This is a genomic window from Paracoccus sediminis, from assembly GCF_900188295.1.
GTDB classification, from domain to species: domain Bacteria; phylum Pseudomonadota; class Alphaproteobacteria; order Rhodobacterales; family Rhodobacteraceae; genus Paracoccus; species Paracoccus sediminis.
The window spans coordinates 382,065-399,646 of record NZ_FZNM01000002.1; the positions used below are offsets into that span (position 1 = coordinate 382,065).

The 17,582-nt window shown below is 67.5% G+C and carries 21 protein-coding genes; 6 read left to right on the top strand and 15 right to left on the bottom strand.

Annotated features, from left to right (window positions below):
* Nucleotides 1–12: 12 nt before the first annotated feature.
* The 5 genes from CHB77_RS04905 to CHB77_RS04925 are packed head-to-tail and all read right to left on the bottom strand — an operon-like array spanning nucleotide 13 to nucleotide 3,327.
* Nucleotides 13–588 carry a DUF1190 domain-containing protein gene (locus tag CHB77_RS04905; protein ID WP_089387049.1) on the bottom strand — a complete coding sequence of 192 codons (576 nt, stop codon included), beginning with the start codon at nucleotides 586–588 and terminating at the stop codon, nucleotides 13–15.
* A complete protein-coding gene (locus tag CHB77_RS04910) occupies nucleotides 585–1,826 on the bottom strand; it encodes a glutathionylspermidine synthase family protein (RefSeq protein ID WP_089387050.1) in 1,242 nt (413 codons plus the stop codon). Before CHB77_RS04910 ends, CHB77_RS04905 begins: the two co-directional genes overlap by 4 nt.
* 47 nt (nucleotides 1,827–1,873) lie before the next feature.
* Nucleotides 1,874–2,347 (bottom strand): DUF305 domain-containing protein, encoded by a 474-nt coding sequence (locus CHB77_RS04915; protein ID WP_089387051.1) that lies wholly within the window; start codon nucleotides 2,345–2,347, stop codon nucleotides 1,874–1,876.
* A 54-nt stretch (nucleotides 2,348–2,401) separates the two neighbouring features.
* Entirely contained in the window at nucleotides 2,402–2,875 is a 474-nt protein-coding gene (locus CHB77_RS04920; protein ID WP_089387052.1) for an Lrp/AsnC family transcriptional regulator, read from the bottom strand.
* Complete coding sequence (locus CHB77_RS04925) at nucleotides 2,872–3,327, bottom strand: Lrp/AsnC family transcriptional regulator (protein ID WP_089387053.1); 456 nt, start codon at nucleotides 3,325–3,327, stop codon at nucleotides 2,872–2,874. The genes CHB77_RS04920 and CHB77_RS04925 overlap by 4 nt, the downstream gene beginning before the upstream one ends.
* A 131-nt stretch (nucleotides 3,328–3,458) precedes the next feature.
* Between CHB77_RS04925 and ilvC the strand changes: the two genes are divergently transcribed.
* Nucleotides 3,459–4,481 (top strand): ketol-acid reductoisomerase, encoded by a 1,023-nt coding sequence (ilvC, locus tag CHB77_RS04930; protein ID WP_089387054.1) that lies wholly within the window; start codon nucleotides 3,459–3,461, stop codon nucleotides 4,479–4,481.
* Between the two features lie 132 nt (nucleotides 4,482–4,613).
* Here ilvC and yghU read toward each other — a convergent pair whose 3' ends face one another.
* Nucleotides 4,614–5,480 carry a glutathione-dependent disulfide-bond oxidoreductase gene (gene yghU / locus CHB77_RS04935; RefSeq protein ID WP_089387055.1) on the bottom strand — a complete coding sequence of 289 codons (867 nt, stop codon included), beginning with the start codon at nucleotides 5,478–5,480 and terminating at the stop codon, nucleotides 4,614–4,616.
* Nucleotides 5,481–5,578: 98 nt separating this feature from the next.
* Between yghU and CHB77_RS04940 the strand changes: the two genes are divergently transcribed.
* A complete protein-coding gene (locus tag CHB77_RS04940; RefSeq protein WP_341273551.1) occupies nucleotides 5,579–6,658 on the top strand; it encodes a PA0069 family radical SAM protein in 1,080 nt (359 codons plus the stop codon).
* Nucleotides 6,659–6,670: 12 nt separating this feature from the next.
* On the opposite strand, the gene CHB77_RS04945 is transcribed toward CHB77_RS04940, so the two are convergent.
* From CHB77_RS04945 to rpsF, 5 genes are all read right to left on the bottom strand, one after another.
* Entirely contained in the window at nucleotides 6,671–7,036 is a 366-nt protein-coding gene (locus CHB77_RS04945) for a DUF983 domain-containing protein (RefSeq protein WP_089387056.1), read from the bottom strand.
* Between the two features lie 47 nt (nucleotides 7,037–7,083).
* Complete coding sequence (gene bmt / locus CHB77_RS04950) at nucleotides 7,084–8,046, bottom strand: betaine--homocysteine S-methyltransferase (protein ID WP_089387057.1); 963 nt, start codon at nucleotides 8,044–8,046, stop codon at nucleotides 7,084–7,086.
* Between the two features lie 160 nt (nucleotides 8,047–8,206).
* The gene (gene rplI, locus CHB77_RS04955) at nucleotides 8,207–8,791 is read right to left on the bottom strand and encodes a 50S ribosomal protein L9 (RefSeq protein WP_089387058.1); all 585 of its coding nucleotides are present in this window, start codon (nucleotides 8,789–8,791) and stop codon (nucleotides 8,207–8,209) included.
* 12 nt (nucleotides 8,792–8,803) lie between these two features.
* Nucleotides 8,804–9,031 (bottom strand): 30S ribosomal protein S18, encoded by a 228-nt coding sequence (rpsR, locus tag CHB77_RS04960; protein ID WP_020949472.1) that lies wholly within the window; start codon nucleotides 9,029–9,031, stop codon nucleotides 8,804–8,806.
* Between the two features lie 14 nt (nucleotides 9,032–9,045).
* Entirely contained in the window at nucleotides 9,046–9,516 is a 471-nt protein-coding gene (rpsF, locus tag CHB77_RS04965) for a 30S ribosomal protein S6 (RefSeq protein ID WP_089387059.1), read from the bottom strand.
* A gap of 208 nt (nucleotides 9,517–9,724) precedes the next feature.
* Between rpsF and speB the strand changes: the two genes are divergently transcribed.
* Complete coding sequence (speB, locus tag CHB77_RS04970) at nucleotides 9,725–10,684, top strand: agmatinase (protein WP_089387176.1); 960 nt, start codon at nucleotides 9,725–9,727, stop codon at nucleotides 10,682–10,684.
* A 6-nt stretch (nucleotides 10,685–10,690) separates the two neighbouring features.
* Here the strand turns inward: speB and CHB77_RS04975 are convergent, their stop codons facing one another.
* The gene (locus tag CHB77_RS04975; protein WP_089387060.1) at nucleotides 10,691–11,284 is read right to left on the bottom strand and encodes a restriction endonuclease; all 594 of its coding nucleotides are present in this window, start codon (nucleotides 11,282–11,284) and stop codon (nucleotides 10,691–10,693) included.
* Nucleotides 11,285–11,450: 166 nt separating this feature from the next.
* Here CHB77_RS04975 and prfA point away from each other — a divergent pair, with 166 nt between their 5' ends.
* From prfA to CHB77_RS04990, 3 genes are all read left to right on the top strand, one after another.
* On the top strand, nucleotides 11,451–12,503 hold the full coding sequence (prfA, locus tag CHB77_RS04980) for a peptide chain release factor 1 (protein ID WP_089387061.1): 1,053 nt from the start codon (nucleotides 11,451–11,453) through the stop codon (nucleotides 12,501–12,503).
* On the top strand, nucleotides 12,500–13,321 hold the full coding sequence (gene prmC / locus CHB77_RS04985) for a peptide chain release factor N(5)-glutamine methyltransferase (protein WP_089387062.1): 822 nt from the start codon (nucleotides 12,500–12,502) through the stop codon (nucleotides 13,319–13,321). Before prfA ends, prmC begins: the two co-directional genes overlap by 4 nt.
* Nucleotides 13,322–13,585: 264 nt before the next feature.
* Nucleotides 13,586–14,422 carry a DUF4167 domain-containing protein gene (locus CHB77_RS04990; protein ID WP_089387063.1) on the top strand — a complete coding sequence of 279 codons (837 nt, stop codon included), beginning with the start codon at nucleotides 13,586–13,588 and terminating at the stop codon, nucleotides 14,420–14,422.
* Between the two features lie 36 nt (nucleotides 14,423–14,458).
* Here CHB77_RS04990 and rsmA read toward each other — a convergent pair whose 3' ends face one another.
* The 3 genes from rsmA to CHB77_RS05005 are packed head-to-tail and all read right to left on the bottom strand — an operon-like array spanning nucleotide 14,459 to nucleotide 17,567.
* Nucleotides 14,459–15,313: a 16S rRNA (adenine(1518)-N(6)/adenine(1519)-N(6))-dimethyltransferase RsmA gene (gene rsmA / locus CHB77_RS04995; protein WP_089387064.1), complete on the bottom strand. Its 855-nt coding sequence runs from the start codon at nucleotides 15,311–15,313 to the stop codon at nucleotides 14,459–14,461.
* On the bottom strand, nucleotides 15,310–16,293 hold the full coding sequence (gene pdxA, locus CHB77_RS05000) for a 4-hydroxythreonine-4-phosphate dehydrogenase PdxA (protein WP_089387065.1): 984 nt from the start codon (nucleotides 16,291–16,293) through the stop codon (nucleotides 15,310–15,312). Before pdxA ends, rsmA begins: the two co-directional genes overlap by 4 nt.
* Before the next feature lie 8 nt (nucleotides 16,294–16,301).
* Entirely contained in the window at nucleotides 16,302–17,567 is a 1,266-nt protein-coding gene (locus tag CHB77_RS05005; protein ID WP_089387177.1) for a peptidylprolyl isomerase, read from the bottom strand.
* Nucleotides 17,568–17,582 lie beyond the last annotated feature (15 nt).

Consider the following 17,582-nt stretch of genomic DNA (forward strand, 5'->3'; position numbering starts at 1 on the left):
CGGACGCCGCTGTCAACCGCTGACCGCCCTGCTGCCTGCCGACGAACCGAACCCCCCGCGCGAGGACGCCGTGGCGCGGGTCATGGGCGCCTGGCCCATCGTCTGTGCGGGCCGCGCGAATTGGCTGCTGTTCAGCGCCGCGCGTCCGGTATTGCTGGAAAACGTGCTGGTCCGGGCCGCGTTGGTATAGCCGCCGGAAGGCGTGCGATACATCGGCTGGGACCGCGACAATCCGCCGCCCCCCAGCATCGACCCGATCAGATATCCCGCCAGCAGCGGCATGAAGATGCCGCCCATGCCGCCGCCGGTCTGCTGCGCCTCGGATCCGCAGTTGCCGACGCCGTGCTGTTCCTCGCAGACTTGCAGGCTGTCGTAGCGGGGCGCGGATTCGACATGCAGCTGTTCGGCCTCGGCAAAGGACTGGCGGCATTCGTCCTGGGTAAACAGCCCGCCTTCCCCGGCGGCCGCAAGACAGGCATTCAGGTCGGGAAAGGCCTGGGCGTCCACCTGTTCATCGCGGCAGCCGGCGATGGCAAAGCTGGCGGCACCCAGAATGGTCAGCGCAACGGTTCTGGAACGTTTCCTCATGGCATTTCCCCCTGCTCCGCGATGAAATGCGGCTTGAAGCGCGACAGATCCTGCGTGATACGCGCCCGATCCTCTCGTATCCCCATGCCCACGCATCGGTCGCCCACGATCCAGGCGCCGACAATGGGTTTGAAGCCGTCGAAATCGGGCAGCGGCGCATAGGCCTGGACGATGCGCGGATGCTGGTCGTAATCCGTATTCGCCGAGGCTTCGGTGACGTCGCCGCCCTCGACGATGCTGACGCCCGCGCCTTCGCGCGAAAAGATCGGCTTGACCACATGGGCGCGCCGGAACTGGTCTGCCACCTTGCCGAAGGCCTCGGCCACGGCGGGCACGGGCCTGCCGCCCGCCACAAGCGCGTCGGCCACGTCGTCGGCGAAGAAGGCGGGCAGCAGGTTCGGATGGCCCGGAAACATCTGCCACAGCACGGGCAGGATACCCTTGTTGGACACCAACGCCTTCCACGCGGGTTCCAGAAACAGGCAGCCCGACCCCTTGATGTGGCGCGCGAAATCGTCGCGCAGCAGATCCTCCCACGGATAGAGCTTGAACAGCGTGCCGATCACCCGGTCCTCGGCATCGACGAACTGGCCTTGCTTGGTCACGCCCAGCTTGTCGAGGTCGCTGTAATGGGCGCCCATCCCGGCCTCGCGCGCGGCCCAGGCCATCGCCTCGACGGTGGCGTAATCCTCGGGGTTGTCGGCCACGGCGGTGAAGTGGATGTCGGTATTAGGGTCGAACAGCGCCCGAAAGCGTTCGACAAGCGCCTCGTGGATGCCGTTGAACTGATCGGCCCCGCCCGACAGCGCGCCCGCCGCCATCTGATCCTCAAGCCATTGCCACTGAAACGAGGCGCTCTCATACAGCGAGGTCGGCGTGTCGGCGTTGTATTCCAGCAGCTTGGCCGGACCTGTGCCGTCATAGGCCAGATCCAGGCGGCCATAGATTTCCGGCTCATTGCGCCGCCAGCTGTCGGCGATCAGGTCGCGATGGGGGGCCGGAATGCCCAGCCGGTCCATCATCCCTTCGCTGCCGACGATCTCGGCCACGGCATCGCGGCACATGGCGTGCAGGTCGGTCGAGGGATCCTCGATGTCGTCCTCGATCTGGCGCAGCGTGAACCGATAGGCCGAGCTTTCGTCCCAATAGGGTTCGCCATGCATGTCGGCGAAGGTAAAGCCCACGTCTTTCGCGGTGTCGCGCCAGTTCGGTCGTTCGGGAAGGGTGATCTTCTGCATGAGCCGTTCTTATCCTGCGGCGGATCACCCGACCAGCCAAATCCCCGTCATTGGCTGTCGGCCCCGGTGCCGCGGGCGCCGCCTTCCAGATCCGCGATGAGGGCCTCCATCTCGGCAATCTCGCGCCGCTGCGTTTCGATGATCTGGTCTGCCAGGGCGCGGACGCGGGGGTCGTCGATGTCGGCGCGCGAACTGGTCAGGATAGCGATGGAATGATGCGGGATCATGGCCTTCATCCAGGATACGTCGCCCACCGTCGCCTGGCTGCGCACCATGAACAGGCCCACGGCAAAGGCTGCGGCCGCGATCACCAGGATTGCGCCGGACTTGCCGGGATCGGGAAACATCGACCACATCGCCAAGAGCATCACGATCGCCATGCCGCCACCCATGGTCAATGCCATCCAGGCACGGGTCTGGCTGAACCAGACATGGTCGAGCGTGTAGGTATTCAGATACATCATCACGAACATCACGACCGTGGAAACGGCGATGGTGCCAAGAAATCGCGGATAACTCATCGGGCGGTCCTTTCGGCGGGGGCAGTGTCCCAACCGTTCCGATCCGGAAAGGTTTCACCCGTCGGCCGGCTGGCCCAGCGGCCCCGGCCTGCGTTCCTCGGACAGCATCACGTTCGCCTCGACCTGGCCCACGCCGGGCAGGGTCATGATGCGGCGGCGCAGGATGCGTTCGAAATCGCTGATGTCGCGCGCGGTGATGCGCAGGCGGTAATCGAACTGGCCCAGGACATGCTGGACGGTCTGCACCTCGGGGATGGCGGTGACGGCGCGCTCGAAGTCCTCCAGGCTGGTGCGGCCCTTGGCGGCCAGGCGGATGCCCAGAAAGACCGTCACGCCAAAGCCAAGCGCGGCGTTGTCCACGATCACCCGCCGCCCGGCCAGAATGCCGCTGTCGGCCAGCCGCCGGATGCGGCGCCAGACCGCGGACTGGCCGATGCCGATGGCGCGGCCCACATCGGCGGCGCTCTGGGTGGCATCGCCGGCCAGGATTCGCAGGATCGCCAGGTCGGTCGCGTCCAGATCACTCACAGCGCCAGTTCCCCGCTGTCCTTGATGGTGCTGACCAGCATCAGCGCGTCGCTGTCGGACACATGCGGCAGGGTCAGGATCCGGTCGCGATAGATCCCCTGCCAATGCGCCATGTCGCGCGCGATGACCGACAGGCGCAGATCCACGCTGCCCAGAAAGGTCTGGATTTCCGTCACCTCGGGCACCTGCCGGGCGGCGGCGATGAATTCGTCGAAGGCGCGCGGGCTGGTCTTGTCCAGGGTAAAGCGCAGGCTGACCTGCACCTCGTATCCCAGGGCGCGCCAGTCGATGCGCGTCTGGATGGCCGCGATCACCCCTGTCGCGCGCATCTTTTCCAGACGGCGCCACAGGCTGGCCGGGGCCACGCCCGCGCGCTGGGCCAGGACGGCATTCGGCGCCTCGGGGTCGGCCAGAAGATGGCGCAAAATGCGATGATCGGTCTGATCGGGCATGAATTTTTCATTAATGGCGGAAATCTGGCATGTCCATAGCAAGATTTGCATATCTTGTGATGTCTTCGATGCTATTTTTCACGAAGGACTGTCTACAACAGCGGCAATTCGAAACGGAAAGGACGATCCCCATGCGCGTTTACTATGACCGCGACTGCGACGTGAATCTTATCAAGGACAAGAAGGTCGCGATCCTGGGCTATGGCAGCCAAGGCCATGCCCATGCGTTGAACCTGCGCGATTCGGGCGCCCGCAACGTCGTCGTCGCCCTGCGCGAGGGCAGCCCGTCCGCGAAAAAGGCCGAAGGCGAGGGCCTGAAGGTCATGGGCATCGCCGAGGCCGCGGCCTGGTGCGATGTCATCATGTTCACCATGCCGGACGAATTGCAGGCTGAAACCTACCGGAAATACGTTCACGACAACCTGCGCGACGGCGCGGCCATCGCATTCGCCCACGGCCTGAACGTGCATTTCGGCCTGATCGAACCCAAGCCCGGCGTCGATGTCATCATGATGGCCCCGAAAGGCCCCGGCCACACGGTCCGCGGCGAATACGTCAAGGGCGGCGGCGTGCCCTGCCTGGTGGCCGTCCACCAGGATGCGTCCGGCAAGGCGCTGGATCTGGGCCTGTCCTATTGCTCGGCCATCGGCGGCGGGCGGTCGGGCATCATCGAGACCGACTTCCGCGAGGAATGCGAGACCGACCTGTTCGGCGAACAGGCAGTGCTGTGCGGCGGTCTGGTCGAACTGATCCGCATGGGCTTCGAGACGCTGGTGGAAGCCGGCTATGAACCCGAGATGGCCTATTTCGAATGCCTGCACGAGGTGAAGCTGATCGTCGACCTGATCTATGAAGGCGGCATCGCCAACATGAACTATTCGATCAGCAACACGGCCGAATACGGCGAATACGTCAGCGGCCCGCGCATCCTGCCCTATGACGAGACCAAGGCCCGCATGAAGGCTGTGCTGCGCGATATCCAGTCGGGCAAATTCGTGCGCGACTTCATGCAGGAAAACGCCGTCGGCCAGCCGTCCTTCAAGGCCACGCGCCGGATCAACGACGAACACCAGATCGAACAGGTGGGCGCCAAGCTGCGCGAGATGATGCCCTGGATCTCCAAGGGCAAGATGGTCGACCGCACGCGGAACTGAACCATCGGAAGACCGGGGGTTTCACACCCCCGGACCCCCCGTGGGATATTTGACACCAAGGCAAAACGCCTTTGTCTTGGTCGTAAATATCCTGGGAGGAGTCCGAAGGACGGGGGGCAACGCCCCCCTTTCTCATTCCGTTCCGATCTTGTCCTGCGTGCGGCTTTCAAAATCCGACGCGTCGTGGCGTTCCCACAACTGCTCGGACAACTCGCCATTGGTCTTGTTGACCATGATCCCGCGCCGCACGGCGGGACGCGCGGCGATCTCGTCGTGCCAGCGGCGGACATGGCCATAGATCCCGGCATCCAGAAACGTCGCCGCGTCGCCGTACAGCTTGCCCGCGACGACCTGCCCGTACCAGGGCCAGATCGCCATGTCGGCGATGGAATAGTCCTCGCCCGCCATGAAGCGGTGATCGGCCAAGTAGCGGTTTAGCACATCCAGTTGGCGCTTGGCCTCCATGGTGTAGCGGTCGATGGCGTATTCGATCTTGTGGGGCGCATAGGCATAGAAATGCCCGAAGCCGCCGCCCAGGAACGGGGCGGACCCCATCTGCCAGAACAGCCAGTTCATCGCCTCGGTCCGGGCCGCCGGGTCCGTGGGCAGGAAGGCGCCGAACTTCTCGGCCAGATAGACCAGGATCGCCCCCGATTCGAACACCCGGCGCGGCGGCGTCACCCCACGATCCATCAGCGCCGGGATCTTGCTGTTGGGATTGGCCGCCACGAAGCCGCTGCCGAACTGGTCGCCATCGTTGATGCGGATCAGCCAGGCGTCGTATTCGGCGTCATACCCGGCCTCGAGCAGCTCCTCGAGCAGGATCGTGACCTTTTGCCCATTGGGCGTGGCCAGCGAATAGAGTTGCAGCGGGTGGTTGCCCACGGGCAGGTCGCGGTCGAACTGCGCCCCGGCAGTGGGCTTGTTGATGCTGGCGAACTGGCCGCCGTTCTCCTTGCCGGGGGTCCAGACCTTGGGCGGAGTGTAGTCGTCGCTCATGGGATGTCCTGTCGTTTGCCTGCCCCGCAAGATGTGCGCCGAAAGAGGAGACATCAACTAGCCCTTGAGATGTTCTATATTTGTTCTATGATCGGATCATGCTGCCGCCCCGCAATCCCGACGAACGCCTGAAGGCCCGAGGCACGGATACCCGCCCCGACGGCCGGTTCGAGCCGCACCGGCGGGTGCGCGAATCCGACGGCTGGGACATTCCCGAGGATCAGCACCTGCTGCGGACCGAGGTGGCAATCGAACGTCCGCGCAGCATCATCACCCGCAACACCTCGCCCGACATAAGCTTTGACCGCTCGATCAACCCCTATCGCGGTTGCGAACACGGCTGCATCTATTGCTATGCCCGGCCGACCCATGCCTATCTGGGCCTGTCGCCGGGGCTGGATTTCGAAACCCGCATCACGGCGAAACCCGATGCCGCCGATCTGCTGGCCCGGGAACTGGCGCGACCCGGCTATTGCCCGGCGCCGATCGCCATGGGCACGAACACCGATCCCTATCAGCCCGTCGAATCGCGGCTGGCGATCATGCCGGGCATCCTGCGGGTCTTGTCGGACTGGAACCATCCGGCGACTCTGGTGACGCGGGGGCAAACAGTGCTGCGCGACTTGGCCCTGTGGGCGGAACTGGCGGCCAAGGGCATGGCGGCGGTGGGCGTCAGCATCACCACGCTGGACGCGGATCTTGCGCGCGCGATGGAACCCCGCGCCCCTGCGCCGCAGACCCGGCTGCGGATGATCCGCGCCCTGTCCGACGCCGGGGTGCCGGTGCGGGTGATGGTAGCCCCCGTCATCCCGGTCCTGACCGAGCCGGAGATGGAAGCCATCCTGACGGCCGCGCGCGAGGCGGGCGCCACGACCGCCAGCATGATCCCCCTGCGCCTGCCCCACGAGGTCGCGCCCCTGTTCCGCGACTGGCTGGACCGCCACCGGCCCGGCATGGCCGCGCATATCATGAACCGGGTGCAGGCGATGCGGGCTGGCCGCGACAACGATCCGCGTTTCGGGCACCGCTTTCAGGGGCAAGGGATCGAATGGGATCTGGCGCGGCAACGCTTTCGCCTGGCGCGGAAAAGGCTTGGCTATGGCACGGTCGGGGCGGTCCTGGATTGCAGCCGTTTCGCGCCGCCGCCCAGGGCAGGGGATCAGTTGTCGCTGTTCTAGGGGGGCGATCCTTCAGGCCCCCCGGTCCTGTTCGTTCTTGGCCCACAGATAACCGATAAAGGCGCCCTTCACGACGCGCAGCAGGATCAGCGTCAGGATCGTGGTAATGACACCCGTGACGCCAAGCAGGACCAGCGGGCTGGGCCGGAACAGCACCCATGTGAATCCGATCAGGGGAATCAGCAGCAACAGCATGATCGTCATCGTGAAGAAGGCCGGTCCGTCGGCGGCGGGATGGCGCCCAATGGGGGCATGGCACATGTCGCATTCCGGGGGCAGGCGCAGGTATCCGTGCAGCAACCGGCCGTCCCCGCAGCTGGGGCACCGGTTCAACGCACCCCGGATGATGGCCGTCCTGCTGTCTCGTTCATCGCCCATGCCGTCCGCCCTGTCTGCCTGTTTCGCCAATGGCCAGCAATGCCGCGTCAATACCCCCCGACCGAGGTGAAACCGCCCAGCTTGGCCGCGATCTCCTCAAGCGAAGGTCGCGGGCCGGCGGGCCGGCGTTCCAGGGCCTCGCGCATGGCGCGCAGATGGGCGGAGGTGGTCCCGCAGCAGCCGCCGATGATCCTGACACCCAGGTCGCGGGCCAGCACCGCGTAGTCGGCCATGATCTCGGGCGTGCCGTCGTAATGCAGATGCCCGGCCTCGAGATGGGGGATTCCGGCATTCCCCTTGGCGACAAGGGGGCGTTCGTTGCCGGACGCCACGAAATCGCGCACCGTGCGCAGCAGATCGGCCGCGCCCACGCCGCAATTGGCGCCATAGGCCAGCGGCGGGTTCGGCAGGCGTTCCACCAGGGCCGACAGCTGCGCGGATGTCACGCCCATGATGGTGCGGCCGATGGTGTCAAAGCTCATCATCCCGCACCAGGGCATATCGGCCCGTTGCGCGGCCTCGGCCGCGGCGCGGAATTCCTGTTCCGAACTGATGGTTTCGACCCACAGCACGTCGGCGCCGCCTTCCTTCAGCGCCTCGGCCTGTTCGTGGAACATCTCGACCGCTCGGGGGTGGGACAGGCTGCCCATCGGGACCATGATTTCCCCGGTCGGACCGATGTTGCCCGCCACCACGACGGTGCGGCCCGCGGCATCGGCGACCTCTCGGGCCATTTCGGCCCCGGCCCGGTTCAGTTCGCGCACCCGATGGGCGGCGCCGTGCAGGTTCAGGCGGCTGGCATTGCCGCCAAAGGTGTTGGTCAGGAAAAGATCGGCCCCGGCCTCGACCGCATCGCGATACAGGCGCCGCACCGCGTCGGGCCGGTCGCCGTTCCACAGTTCGGGCGCCATGTTCGACGGCAGGCCCATGTTGAACAGGTTCGTTCCCGTGGCCCCATCCGCCATCAGCCAGTCGCGGCTGGCAAGAAGCTGGCGAAGCGGATCGGGCATGGGCTGTCCTTCGGCGTAATGCGAAAACTCCGTCCAGGGACGGCTGCCAGTCATCAAGTCCATGATATGCCGGGTTCCAGCGGGAAACAATTTCAACACGAACGAAAAAGGACCGCAGAGGTTTCCCCTGCGGTCCTTAAATTCATCGGCGCGGCCGGGATCAGTTCCGGTCGTCGTCCCCGTCGTCGTTCGCGGCGCCGATGTCGTCGAACAGTTCGGCGATCTCGAATTCCGCGGCGGCATCGGCTTCGGCGGCCAGATCCTGGATCGACTTGCCCTGCGCCTGCAGTTCGGCTTCCTCGGCCGACCGGGCGACGTTCACGACGATGGTCGCCTCAACCTCGGGGTGCAGCACCACGCTGACCTCGTGCAGGCCCAGTTCCTTGATCGGCTGGTTCAGCACGACCTGCTTGCGGTCCAGCGTGAATCCGGCCTCGGTCGCGGCTTCGGCGGCGTCGCGGGTCGTCACCGAACCATACAGCGCGCCGGCGTCGGACGCGGAACGGATGACCACGAAGGTCTGGCCGTCCAGCTTGTCGGCGATCATCTGGGCTTCGGCCTTGGATTCGGCGTTCTGCGCCTGCAACTGGACCTTGCGACCTTCGAACGCCTTGATGTTGGCGTCCGACGCGCGCAGCGCCTTGCCCTGCGGCAGCAGGAAGTTGCGGGCATAGCCCTGTTTGACGTTGACGACTTCGCCCATCTGGCCAAGTTTCGCCACGCGTTCCAGCAGGATGACTTGCATGTCCTCGTCTCCTTACTTCACGGCATAGGGCAAGAGCGCCAGGAAGCGGGCGCGCTTGATGGCGCGGGCCAGTTCGCGCTGCTTCTTGGCCGAGACGGCGGTGATGCGCGAGGGCACGATCTTGCCGCGTTCGGAAATGTAACGCTGCAACAGGCGCGTGTCCTTGTAGTCGATGGCCGGGGCGTTTTCACCCGAGAACGGGCAGACCTTGCGGCGGCGGAAGAACGGTTTGTTCGCCATGATTCCAGATCCTCTCAGTTCCGCTCGCGGCGGTCGCCGCGATCGCCACGGTCGGCGCCACGATCACCGCGGTCGCCACGATCACGGTCGCCACGATCGCCACGGTCGCGGTCGCCGCGCGGACGGTCGCCGCGGTCCCGGTCGCCCCGCTCGCCGCGTTCCTCGCGCTTCTGCATCTGGACGGACGGGCCTTCCTCGTGCTGATCGACGCGCACGGTCATGACGCGCATCACGTCGTCATGCAGGCGGGCCAGACGCTCCATTTCCTGCACGGCGGCCGAGGGCGCGTCCGAACGCAGAAAGGCATAATGGCCCTTGCGGTTCTTGTTGATCTTGTAGGCGAGGGTGCGGACACCCCAGTATTCGTTTTCGACCACCTTGCCGCCGTTGTCGGCCAGCACGGTCGAGAAATGTTCGATCAACCCTTCGGCCTGCGTGTTCGACAGATCCTGGCGGGCGATCAGCACATGCTCGTACAGAGGCATGGCATCCCTTTCGGTTTTCGGGCGCACTTCATCGACGGGCCAACCCTTCCGCACCCGTCACGAGAGGCTGCGCGTTGCACGATCTCGGCGGAAGGATGCGGTCTTATAGCGGCGAATGCCGGGGATGCAAGGCGATTCAGGGGTTGCGGCGGACCTTGCGGACCCACCGCGCCCGCGTCACCATGCCCGCAAACGGCGGGGGATGGCGATGGCCTTGGAAGATGCGAAGACCCAGGTGGATCAGGCGTTCACCCGCGCCGACCCGCGCGGCCTGTCGTTCGAGAACGCCTTTGGCGGCGCGGTCAGCTTTCTGCGCCGCCGCTACACCAAGGATCTGGCGGGCGTCGACGTGGCCGTGACGGGCATTCCCTTCGACCAGGCCGTGACGCACCGCCCCGGCGCCCGCTTCGGCCCGCGCGCGATCCGCGAGGCATCGACCCTGCAAGCCTTTGACCCGCCTTATGGCTGGGGCTACGACCCGCTGACCACGCTGTCGGTGGTGGATTACGGCGACATGGCCTTTGATTACGCCGATGTGCGCGGGGTGCCGGGGCGGATCACGGCCCATGTCGGCGCGATCCTGGACGCGGGCGCGGCGCCCATCACGCTGGGGGGCGATCATTTCATCACGCTGCCGATCCTGCGGGCGGTGGCGGCGCGGCGCGGGCCGGTGGCCCTGATCCAGTTCGACGCCCATTCCGACACCTGGGTGGACGACGATCCCGACCGCATCGACCACGGGACGTTTCTCTACAAGGCCATCCGTCAGGGGCTGGTGGATCCGGCGGCCAGCGTCAGCGTCGGGATCCGCACCCACAACCCCGACACGCTGGGCATGACCATTCTGGACGCGGCGGGCGTGCATCGCGACGGGGTGGACGCGACCCTGGCCCGGATCCGCGCCGTGGTGGGCGACCGCCCCGTGTACATCACCTTTGACATCGACGCGCTGGACCCGGCCTTTGCGCCCGGCACCGGCACGCCGGTCTGGGGCGGGCTGGCAAGTTGGCAGGCGGCGGCGCTGTTGCGCGGGCTGGCGGGGGTCGATCTGATCGGCGGCGACGTGGTCGAGGTCTCGCCCCCCTATGACACCACCGGGGCCACGGCCATCGCAGGCGCCCATGTGGCGACCGAACTGATCGCGCTGTACGGCTGGAACCGGCGTTGACCGCTTTCAGATCAGCCGGTCGATGCGCCCGATGTCGCGGACATGCAGCAGATGCACCCCGGTGCGCCGCGACAGGGCCTTGGCGCTTTCGGTGTAATGGCCGGTGGTGATGACCACGGCGGTGTCCACCCGGTGATAGGCGCGGCCCGAGAACGCCTCTTGCACGGCCTTGTTGCCCACCGCGCCGTCGTACCGCTTGCACTGGATGCCGATCTTGCGGCCCTTGCGCCGCGCGATGATGTCGATGCCCTGGTCGCCCGATCCGGCGGTGACATGGGCGCGCCAGCCCTGCGCCTCCAGCCGGCCCGCGACCCACTCCTCGAAGGCGTGGCCGTTCTTGGGCAGAAAGGCGGGGCGGCGCCGGGTTGATTGCCGGGCACGCCGCCGATTCCCGCGCCGCCCTGTTCCCCGCCGCAGCAACAGCGCGGGCAGCAGCAACCCTGCCGCCACGATTCCCGCGAAGGCCGTGGCCCGAGTGCGCCCGCCGCCCATCGCGCCGTCGGCAACGGTTGCCATCAGAAACCCCCCGATCACCACCAGCGTGGCGGACAGGACCGCATATCTGAAGACATAGAAGGCGGTCGAAAACAGACGGCGCATTTCGGTTCACGGGAAAAGACGGGGCAAATCTGGGCGACTGTTGCCCGGAGACCACATCCTATGGTGTCGGCTGGTTATCCACAATTCCCGGCGCCGTGCAATGTTCCGGGACTGTTCCGGGTCAAGGCGCTTGCCCGCGGCAAGCCGCCCGGCTAATCCCCCAGCCATGTTGCCCCAGGATCGCCTCGCCCAGATCGTCCAGCGGTTCGAGTTTCTCGAGGCGCGTCTGAACGCGGGCGCCGCCCCCGACCAGATCGCCCGGATCAGCCGCGAATACGCGGATCTGAAACCCGTGGTCGAACAGATCGCCCGCTGGCGTGCCGTGCAGGAGGGTCTGGCCGAGGCCGAGGCGATGCTGGACGATCCCGAGATGCGCAACCTGGCCGCCGACGAAATCCGGCGCCTGCGCGAGGACATGCCCGCCCTGGAGCAGGCCCTGCGCATCGCCCTGCTGCCCCGCGACGCCGCCGATGCGCGCCCTGCCATCATCGAGATCCGCCCCGGCACCGGCGGGGACGAGGCCGCGCTGTTCGCGGGCGACCTGCTGGCCATGTATCGCCGCCACGCCGAACAGCAGGGCTGGACGTTCCAGATGCTGGATCTGACCGAATCCGACCTGGGCGGCGTCAAGGAGGCCGTGGCCCGGATCCAGGGCGAGGGCGTCTTTGCCCGGCTGAAATACGAATCGGGCGTCCACCGCGTCCAGCGGGTGCCCGAAACCGAATCGGGCGGGCGCATCCACACGTCCGCCGCGACCGTGGCGGTCCTGCCCGAGGCCGAGGACGTGGACATCGACATTCCCGCGGGCGACATCCGCATCGACACGATGCGCGCGTCCGGCGCGGGCGGACAGCATGTGAACACCACCGATTCGGCGGTGCGCATCACCCATCTGCCGACCGGGATCGTCGTGACCAGTTCTGAAAAGTCCCAGCACCAGAACCGCGCCAACGCCATGGCCGTGCTGCGCGCGCGTCTGTACGATATGGAACGCAGCCGGGCCGATGCCGAACGCGCGGCGGACCGCAAGTCCCAGGTCGGGTCGGGCGACCGCAGCGAACGCATCCGCACCTACAACTTTCCCCAGGGACGGATGACCGACCACCGCATCAACCTAACGCTGTATGCGCTGGACCGGATCATGGCGGGCGACCTGGGGGACATCATCGACGCCCTGACCGCCCATGACCAGGCGGCGCGGCTGGCGGCGCAGGAATGACCCTGGCCGAGGCGCGGGCCGCCGCCGCCCGGCGGCTGGCGGAGGCGGGGATCGACGGCGCGGCCCGCGACGCCGATCGCATCCTGGCGGCCGTGCTGGGGGTCGAGCCGGGGCGGCTGCGGGTCATGGACCGGGATCTGACGGGCGATGATCTGGCCCGGCTGGACCGGGGCCTTGCCGCCCGCGCCGCACGGCAGCCGGTCGCGCAGATCGTCGGTTTCCGCGATTTCTATGCCCACCGTTTCCGCGTCACCGCCGACACGCTGGATCCGCGCCCGGAAACCGAGGTGGTGGTGCAGGCGGCATTGGATGTGCCCTGGGCCAGCGTCCTGGACCTGGGAACGGGAAGCGGGGCCATCCTGATCTCGCTTCTGGCGGCGCGGCGTGGCGCGGCGGGGGTGGGAACCGATATATCGGATGCGGCGCTGGCGGTGGCGCGGGACAATGCCCGAAGGATCGGCGTGACTGCGGAATTCCGCCGGGCCGACTGGTACGGTGGTGTCGTGGGTCGCTTTGGCCTGATCGTGTCGAATCCGCCCTATATCGCGCTGTCCGAAATGGCCGGGCTGTCGCCCGATGTCCGCGACTGGGAGCCGCATTCCGCGCTGACCGACGGATCCGACGGGCTGACGGCCTATCGCGCGATTGCCGCCGGCGCGGCCGATCACCTGGCGCCGGGGGGGCATCTGCTGGTCGAAATAGGCCAGTCCCAAGGCGATGCCGTGTCGTCGATCCTTGCGGAGGCGGGGGCCGAAACGCGGGTGATGGCCGACCTGGATGGGCGGGATCGCGTCGTTTGGGCGCGTTTTCCGGCCTGAGATCCCGGAATTGGCGGGATTTGGGAAGTTTTCGCTTGTCAGCCCGCGCGGGGCGTGATTAGTCGCCCTTGTGCGGGGGGCATGGATCCCCAAGCACGGGTCAGCCTGCAAAAGCCGATTCCCCGATGAACGCCAAGTGCGTCAATCTGGGCGCGAGGCACGGGCTGAACGGCAAAGCGCGCGCTTGCGCCGCCGGTTGCCGCCCGCGAAGCCGTCCAGCCCTCTGGAACCCCAGCCCACCCTGGAACACAAACAGACAGACTGATGAGATCATCGAAATCCCGTTCGCGCAACAAGTCGAACCGCCAGCGCACGCTGGGCAATGTCGTCAACCGCGTCTTCGACAGCTCTGGCCCCGAAGGCAAGGTGCGCGGAACGCCCCAGCAGATCATCGAGAAATATCTGGCGCTTGCGCGTGACGCGCAATTGTCCAACGACCGCGTGGCCGAACAGTCGTTCCTGCAACATGCCGAGCATTACACCCGGATGCTGGGCGAGGCGCAAAAGGAAATGGCCGAACGGCAGCAATTCCATCAGCCGCGCCAGGACGGCGATGAGACCCGCGACGGCCAGCCGAACGGCAACAACGGATATCAGGCGCGCGACGGCGGCCGCGACGATAATGGCCGCGAAGAAAACCGCCGTGACGACAGCCGCCGCGACGACAGCCGCCGCGAGAATTCCCGGCGCGAGAATGGTTTCCGCGACCCGCAGCGCGAGGGGGGCGGACGTGACCACAGCGCCCGCGACCCGCAGCGCGATCAGGCCAACCGCGAACAGCCTCGCATGGATCCTGCCGAGGTCGATGCGCAGCCGGCCCCGCAGCCAGTCCCCCAACCTGTTCCACGCCCCGACCCCGTGCCGGCCCGAGAGGCCCGGCCCGAGGGGCTGCCGGACGCCGTGACCACGTCCGAGGACGAGGCCGCAGGCCCGGTCGACACGCCGGAAGCGGCGGCCAAGCCTGCGCGCAGCCGGGCGCCACGCGCGCCGCGCGGCGAAAAACCCGCAGGGTCCGAAACCGCCGCCCCCCGGCAGCGCCGCCGCAAGGCGTCCGAGGGCGAGGCAAAGCCCGAGGATGTTCCGGCGGCCAGCGACGAATAAGCCAAAACGGCCGCAGCGATCAGCCAGCGGCCTTTTTCATGGGTTCTGGCGGGCCGACCGAAGGGCGCGGGCCAGCGTGCAGAACCGTTCCAGGTCGATCTCCTCGGCCCGCGCGGTGGGCGGAATCCGCGCCTGTTCCAGCAAGGATTCGATCTGCGGATGCAGCCCGCGCAGGGACGCCCGCAGCATCTTGCGCCGCTGGTTGAAGGCTGCCGCCGTGACCTGCGACAGGATCGCCGGATCGGCGGGATGGCGCGGCTGGGGCAGCGCGGTCAGCTGGACCACGGCGGAATGGACCTTGGGGGCGGGCACAAAGGCCTCGGGCGGCAGGGTCATGACGATGCGCGCATCCGCCCGCCACTGGGCCAGCAGGGCCAGCCGGCCATAAGCCTTGCTGCCGGGCGCGGCCACGATGCGCTCGGCCACCTCTTTCTGGAACATCAGCGTCAGGGACTGCCAGAAGGGCGGCCAGTCCGGCGGCGTCAGCCAGCGGATCAGCAGTTCGGTGCCGACGTTATAGGGCAGGTTCGCGGCCACCCGGATCGGCGGGGTCAGATGCGCCAGCGGGTCGATCCGCAAGGCGTCGCCGTGGATCACCGTCAGCCGGCCCGGATAGCGGTCGGCGATTTCCCCAAGCGCAGGCAGGGCGCGGGCGTCCTTTTCGATGGCCAGCACATGCCGCGCGCCTTCAGCCAGCAGGCCACGGGTCAGCCCGCCGGGACCGGGGCCGATTTCCAGCACGTCGCATTGGCTCATGTCGCCCGCCTGCCGCGCGATCTTGGCGGTCAGGTTCAGATCCAGCAGGAAGTTCTGGCCCAGCTGCTTTTTCGCGCGCAGGTCGTGGCGCGCGATCACCTCGCGCAGGGGGGGCAGGCTGTCGATGGCGGTCATGCCCGCGCCGCCGCCATGTCGCGGGCCATGCGCAGGGCCGCGATGGTCGAGGCGGGATTGGCCCGCCCCGTGCCCGCGATGTCGAACGCTGTGCCGTGGTCGGGCGATGTGCGGATGAACGGCAGGCCCAGCGTGACGTTCACGCCGCCGTCGAAATCCAGCGTCTTGATCGGAATCAGCGCCTGGTCGTGATAGGCGCAGACGGCGGCGTCATAGCGGGCGCGGGCCGGGGCGTGGAACATCGTGTCGGCGGGCAGCGGACCGGTCAGGTCCAGACCCTCGGCCCGCAGACGGGCCAGCAAGGGGGCGATCAGGTCGGTGTCCTGGCGGCCCATCGTGCCGCCTTCGCCCGCATGGGGGTTCAGGCCCGCCACCGCCAGACGCGGGGCGGCGATGCCGAAGTCGCGGATCAGCGCCGCATGGGTGATGCGGATCGCCTGTTCCAGCACGGCCTCGGTCAGGGCGGCGGGCACGTCCTGCAACGGAATGTGGATCGTCGCGGGCACGACCCGGCAGGGCGGCGTCACCGTGGTCGAGGCCAGCATCATCGCCACCGGCACGCCGGTTTCCAGATGGGCGCCCGCCAGATGGGCCAGGTATTCGGTATGGCCGGGAAAGGCGAAGCCTGCGCCGTTCTTCAGGGCCTGCTTGCTGATGGGCAGGGTGCAAAGGCCTGCGGCCTGCCCCCGCATCACCAGATCGACCGCGCGGGCGATGACGGCGATCACCCCCGCCGCGTTGGCGGGGTCGGGACGGCCCGGCACGGCGGGCGCCGCGAAGTCGTGGCGCAGGACCGGCAGATGGTCCACGGGCACCGGATCGCCGGGGGCGGCGATTTCCGTGAAGGCCGTGCCCGCGGGCAGGTGGCGCGGATCCCCCATCCAGGCAAAGCCTACGCCGGATGCCAGCGCCAGGGGGGCCAGTTCCGGCCCCACGCCCGCCGGTTCGCCGCAGGTCAGGATGATGCGCCCCGCAGCCATGACACCGGTCACGGACGGCGGATGAGGGCTTCGGCGCGCAGTTCGGCCAGATAGGCCTCGGCGGCGGCATTGGCCTTGCGGTTGAAGATCTCGTCGCGGACGGCCTGGCGGGTGGGCAGGGCGTCCGCGTCGGGCAATGCCGCCTCGACCCCGTCGTCGGGCAGGGCGGTTGTTGCGACATCGTCCGCCATGTCCGCCACCAGGGCGGGCTGGCGGGAACACAGCATCACCAGATCCGCGCCGTTTCCGTAATCCACCACGCCGGTTTCGTCCCGGTCCAGGGTTGCCAGACGCTGCGCGATCAGCGCCGGGATGGCGCCTTGGGGTGCGGTCTGGCGCTGCACCTGTGGGGCCGCCTGCGAACCGGCCTGCACATACAGGTCGCCGCAGCTGCGGGTCCGTGCGGCCAGCGCCGCCGCATCCGAAGCCGAGGGCAGGCGCAGCGTCGCATAGTCGATGACCTGTTCGGTCGCGCCGGGCCGCAGCGTCCCCTGACTGTCGCGCAGGTGGAACAGCACGACCGCGCCCTGGACGGTCAGCGGCTGCGAGGTCTGGCCGGGTTGCAGGGCCGTGATGACCGGGCGCAGCGACGGGGGCAGGTTGTCGATGTCGACCCAGGCCAAGCGCCCGCCCGCCCCCGCCGATTCGGCGGCGGAATACTGGCGTGCGGCGGATTCGAATTCGCTGGACGACAGGTTGGCCCCGGCGATCCGGCGGGCCAGGGTCATGGCCTGCTGTTCCTGACCCGGCGGGGCGGGGATGACGAGTTCGGAAATCAGAACGCGCGACAGGATCGGCGTTTCGACCACGCGGCGCAGTTCCTGATCGACCTCGGCATCCGAGACCTTGATCCGGGGGACCACGCGTTCGCGGATCACGGACCGCCAGACCAAGCCCGCGCTGACAAAATCGCGATAGGCCTGGGGTTCGACCCCCGCGCTTTCCAGGGCAGCGGTGAATTCGGCCGCCGACAGCCCGGCGCGGCTGGCGAATTCCTCCAATCCGTTCTGCAACCCTTCGTCGGTCGGAACGATGCCAAGCTGGCGGGCGGCGTGGTTGCGCAGGCGATCGTCGATCAGGGCCTGCTGCGCCTCGGCCTCGGTGGTGCCGGGGGCGCCCAGGATCTGCATGAACCGCTGGCGCTGCCCGACCTCGTACCGGGTGATGGCGGCGTTGTTGATGTAGATCACCGGCTCGAACGGGTTCTGGGCGGCGACCGGCACGGGCGCCGCAAGCAGGGCCGCCACCGCAAGACTGGAAAGGAAATACCGCATCGGCTGCCCCATTGC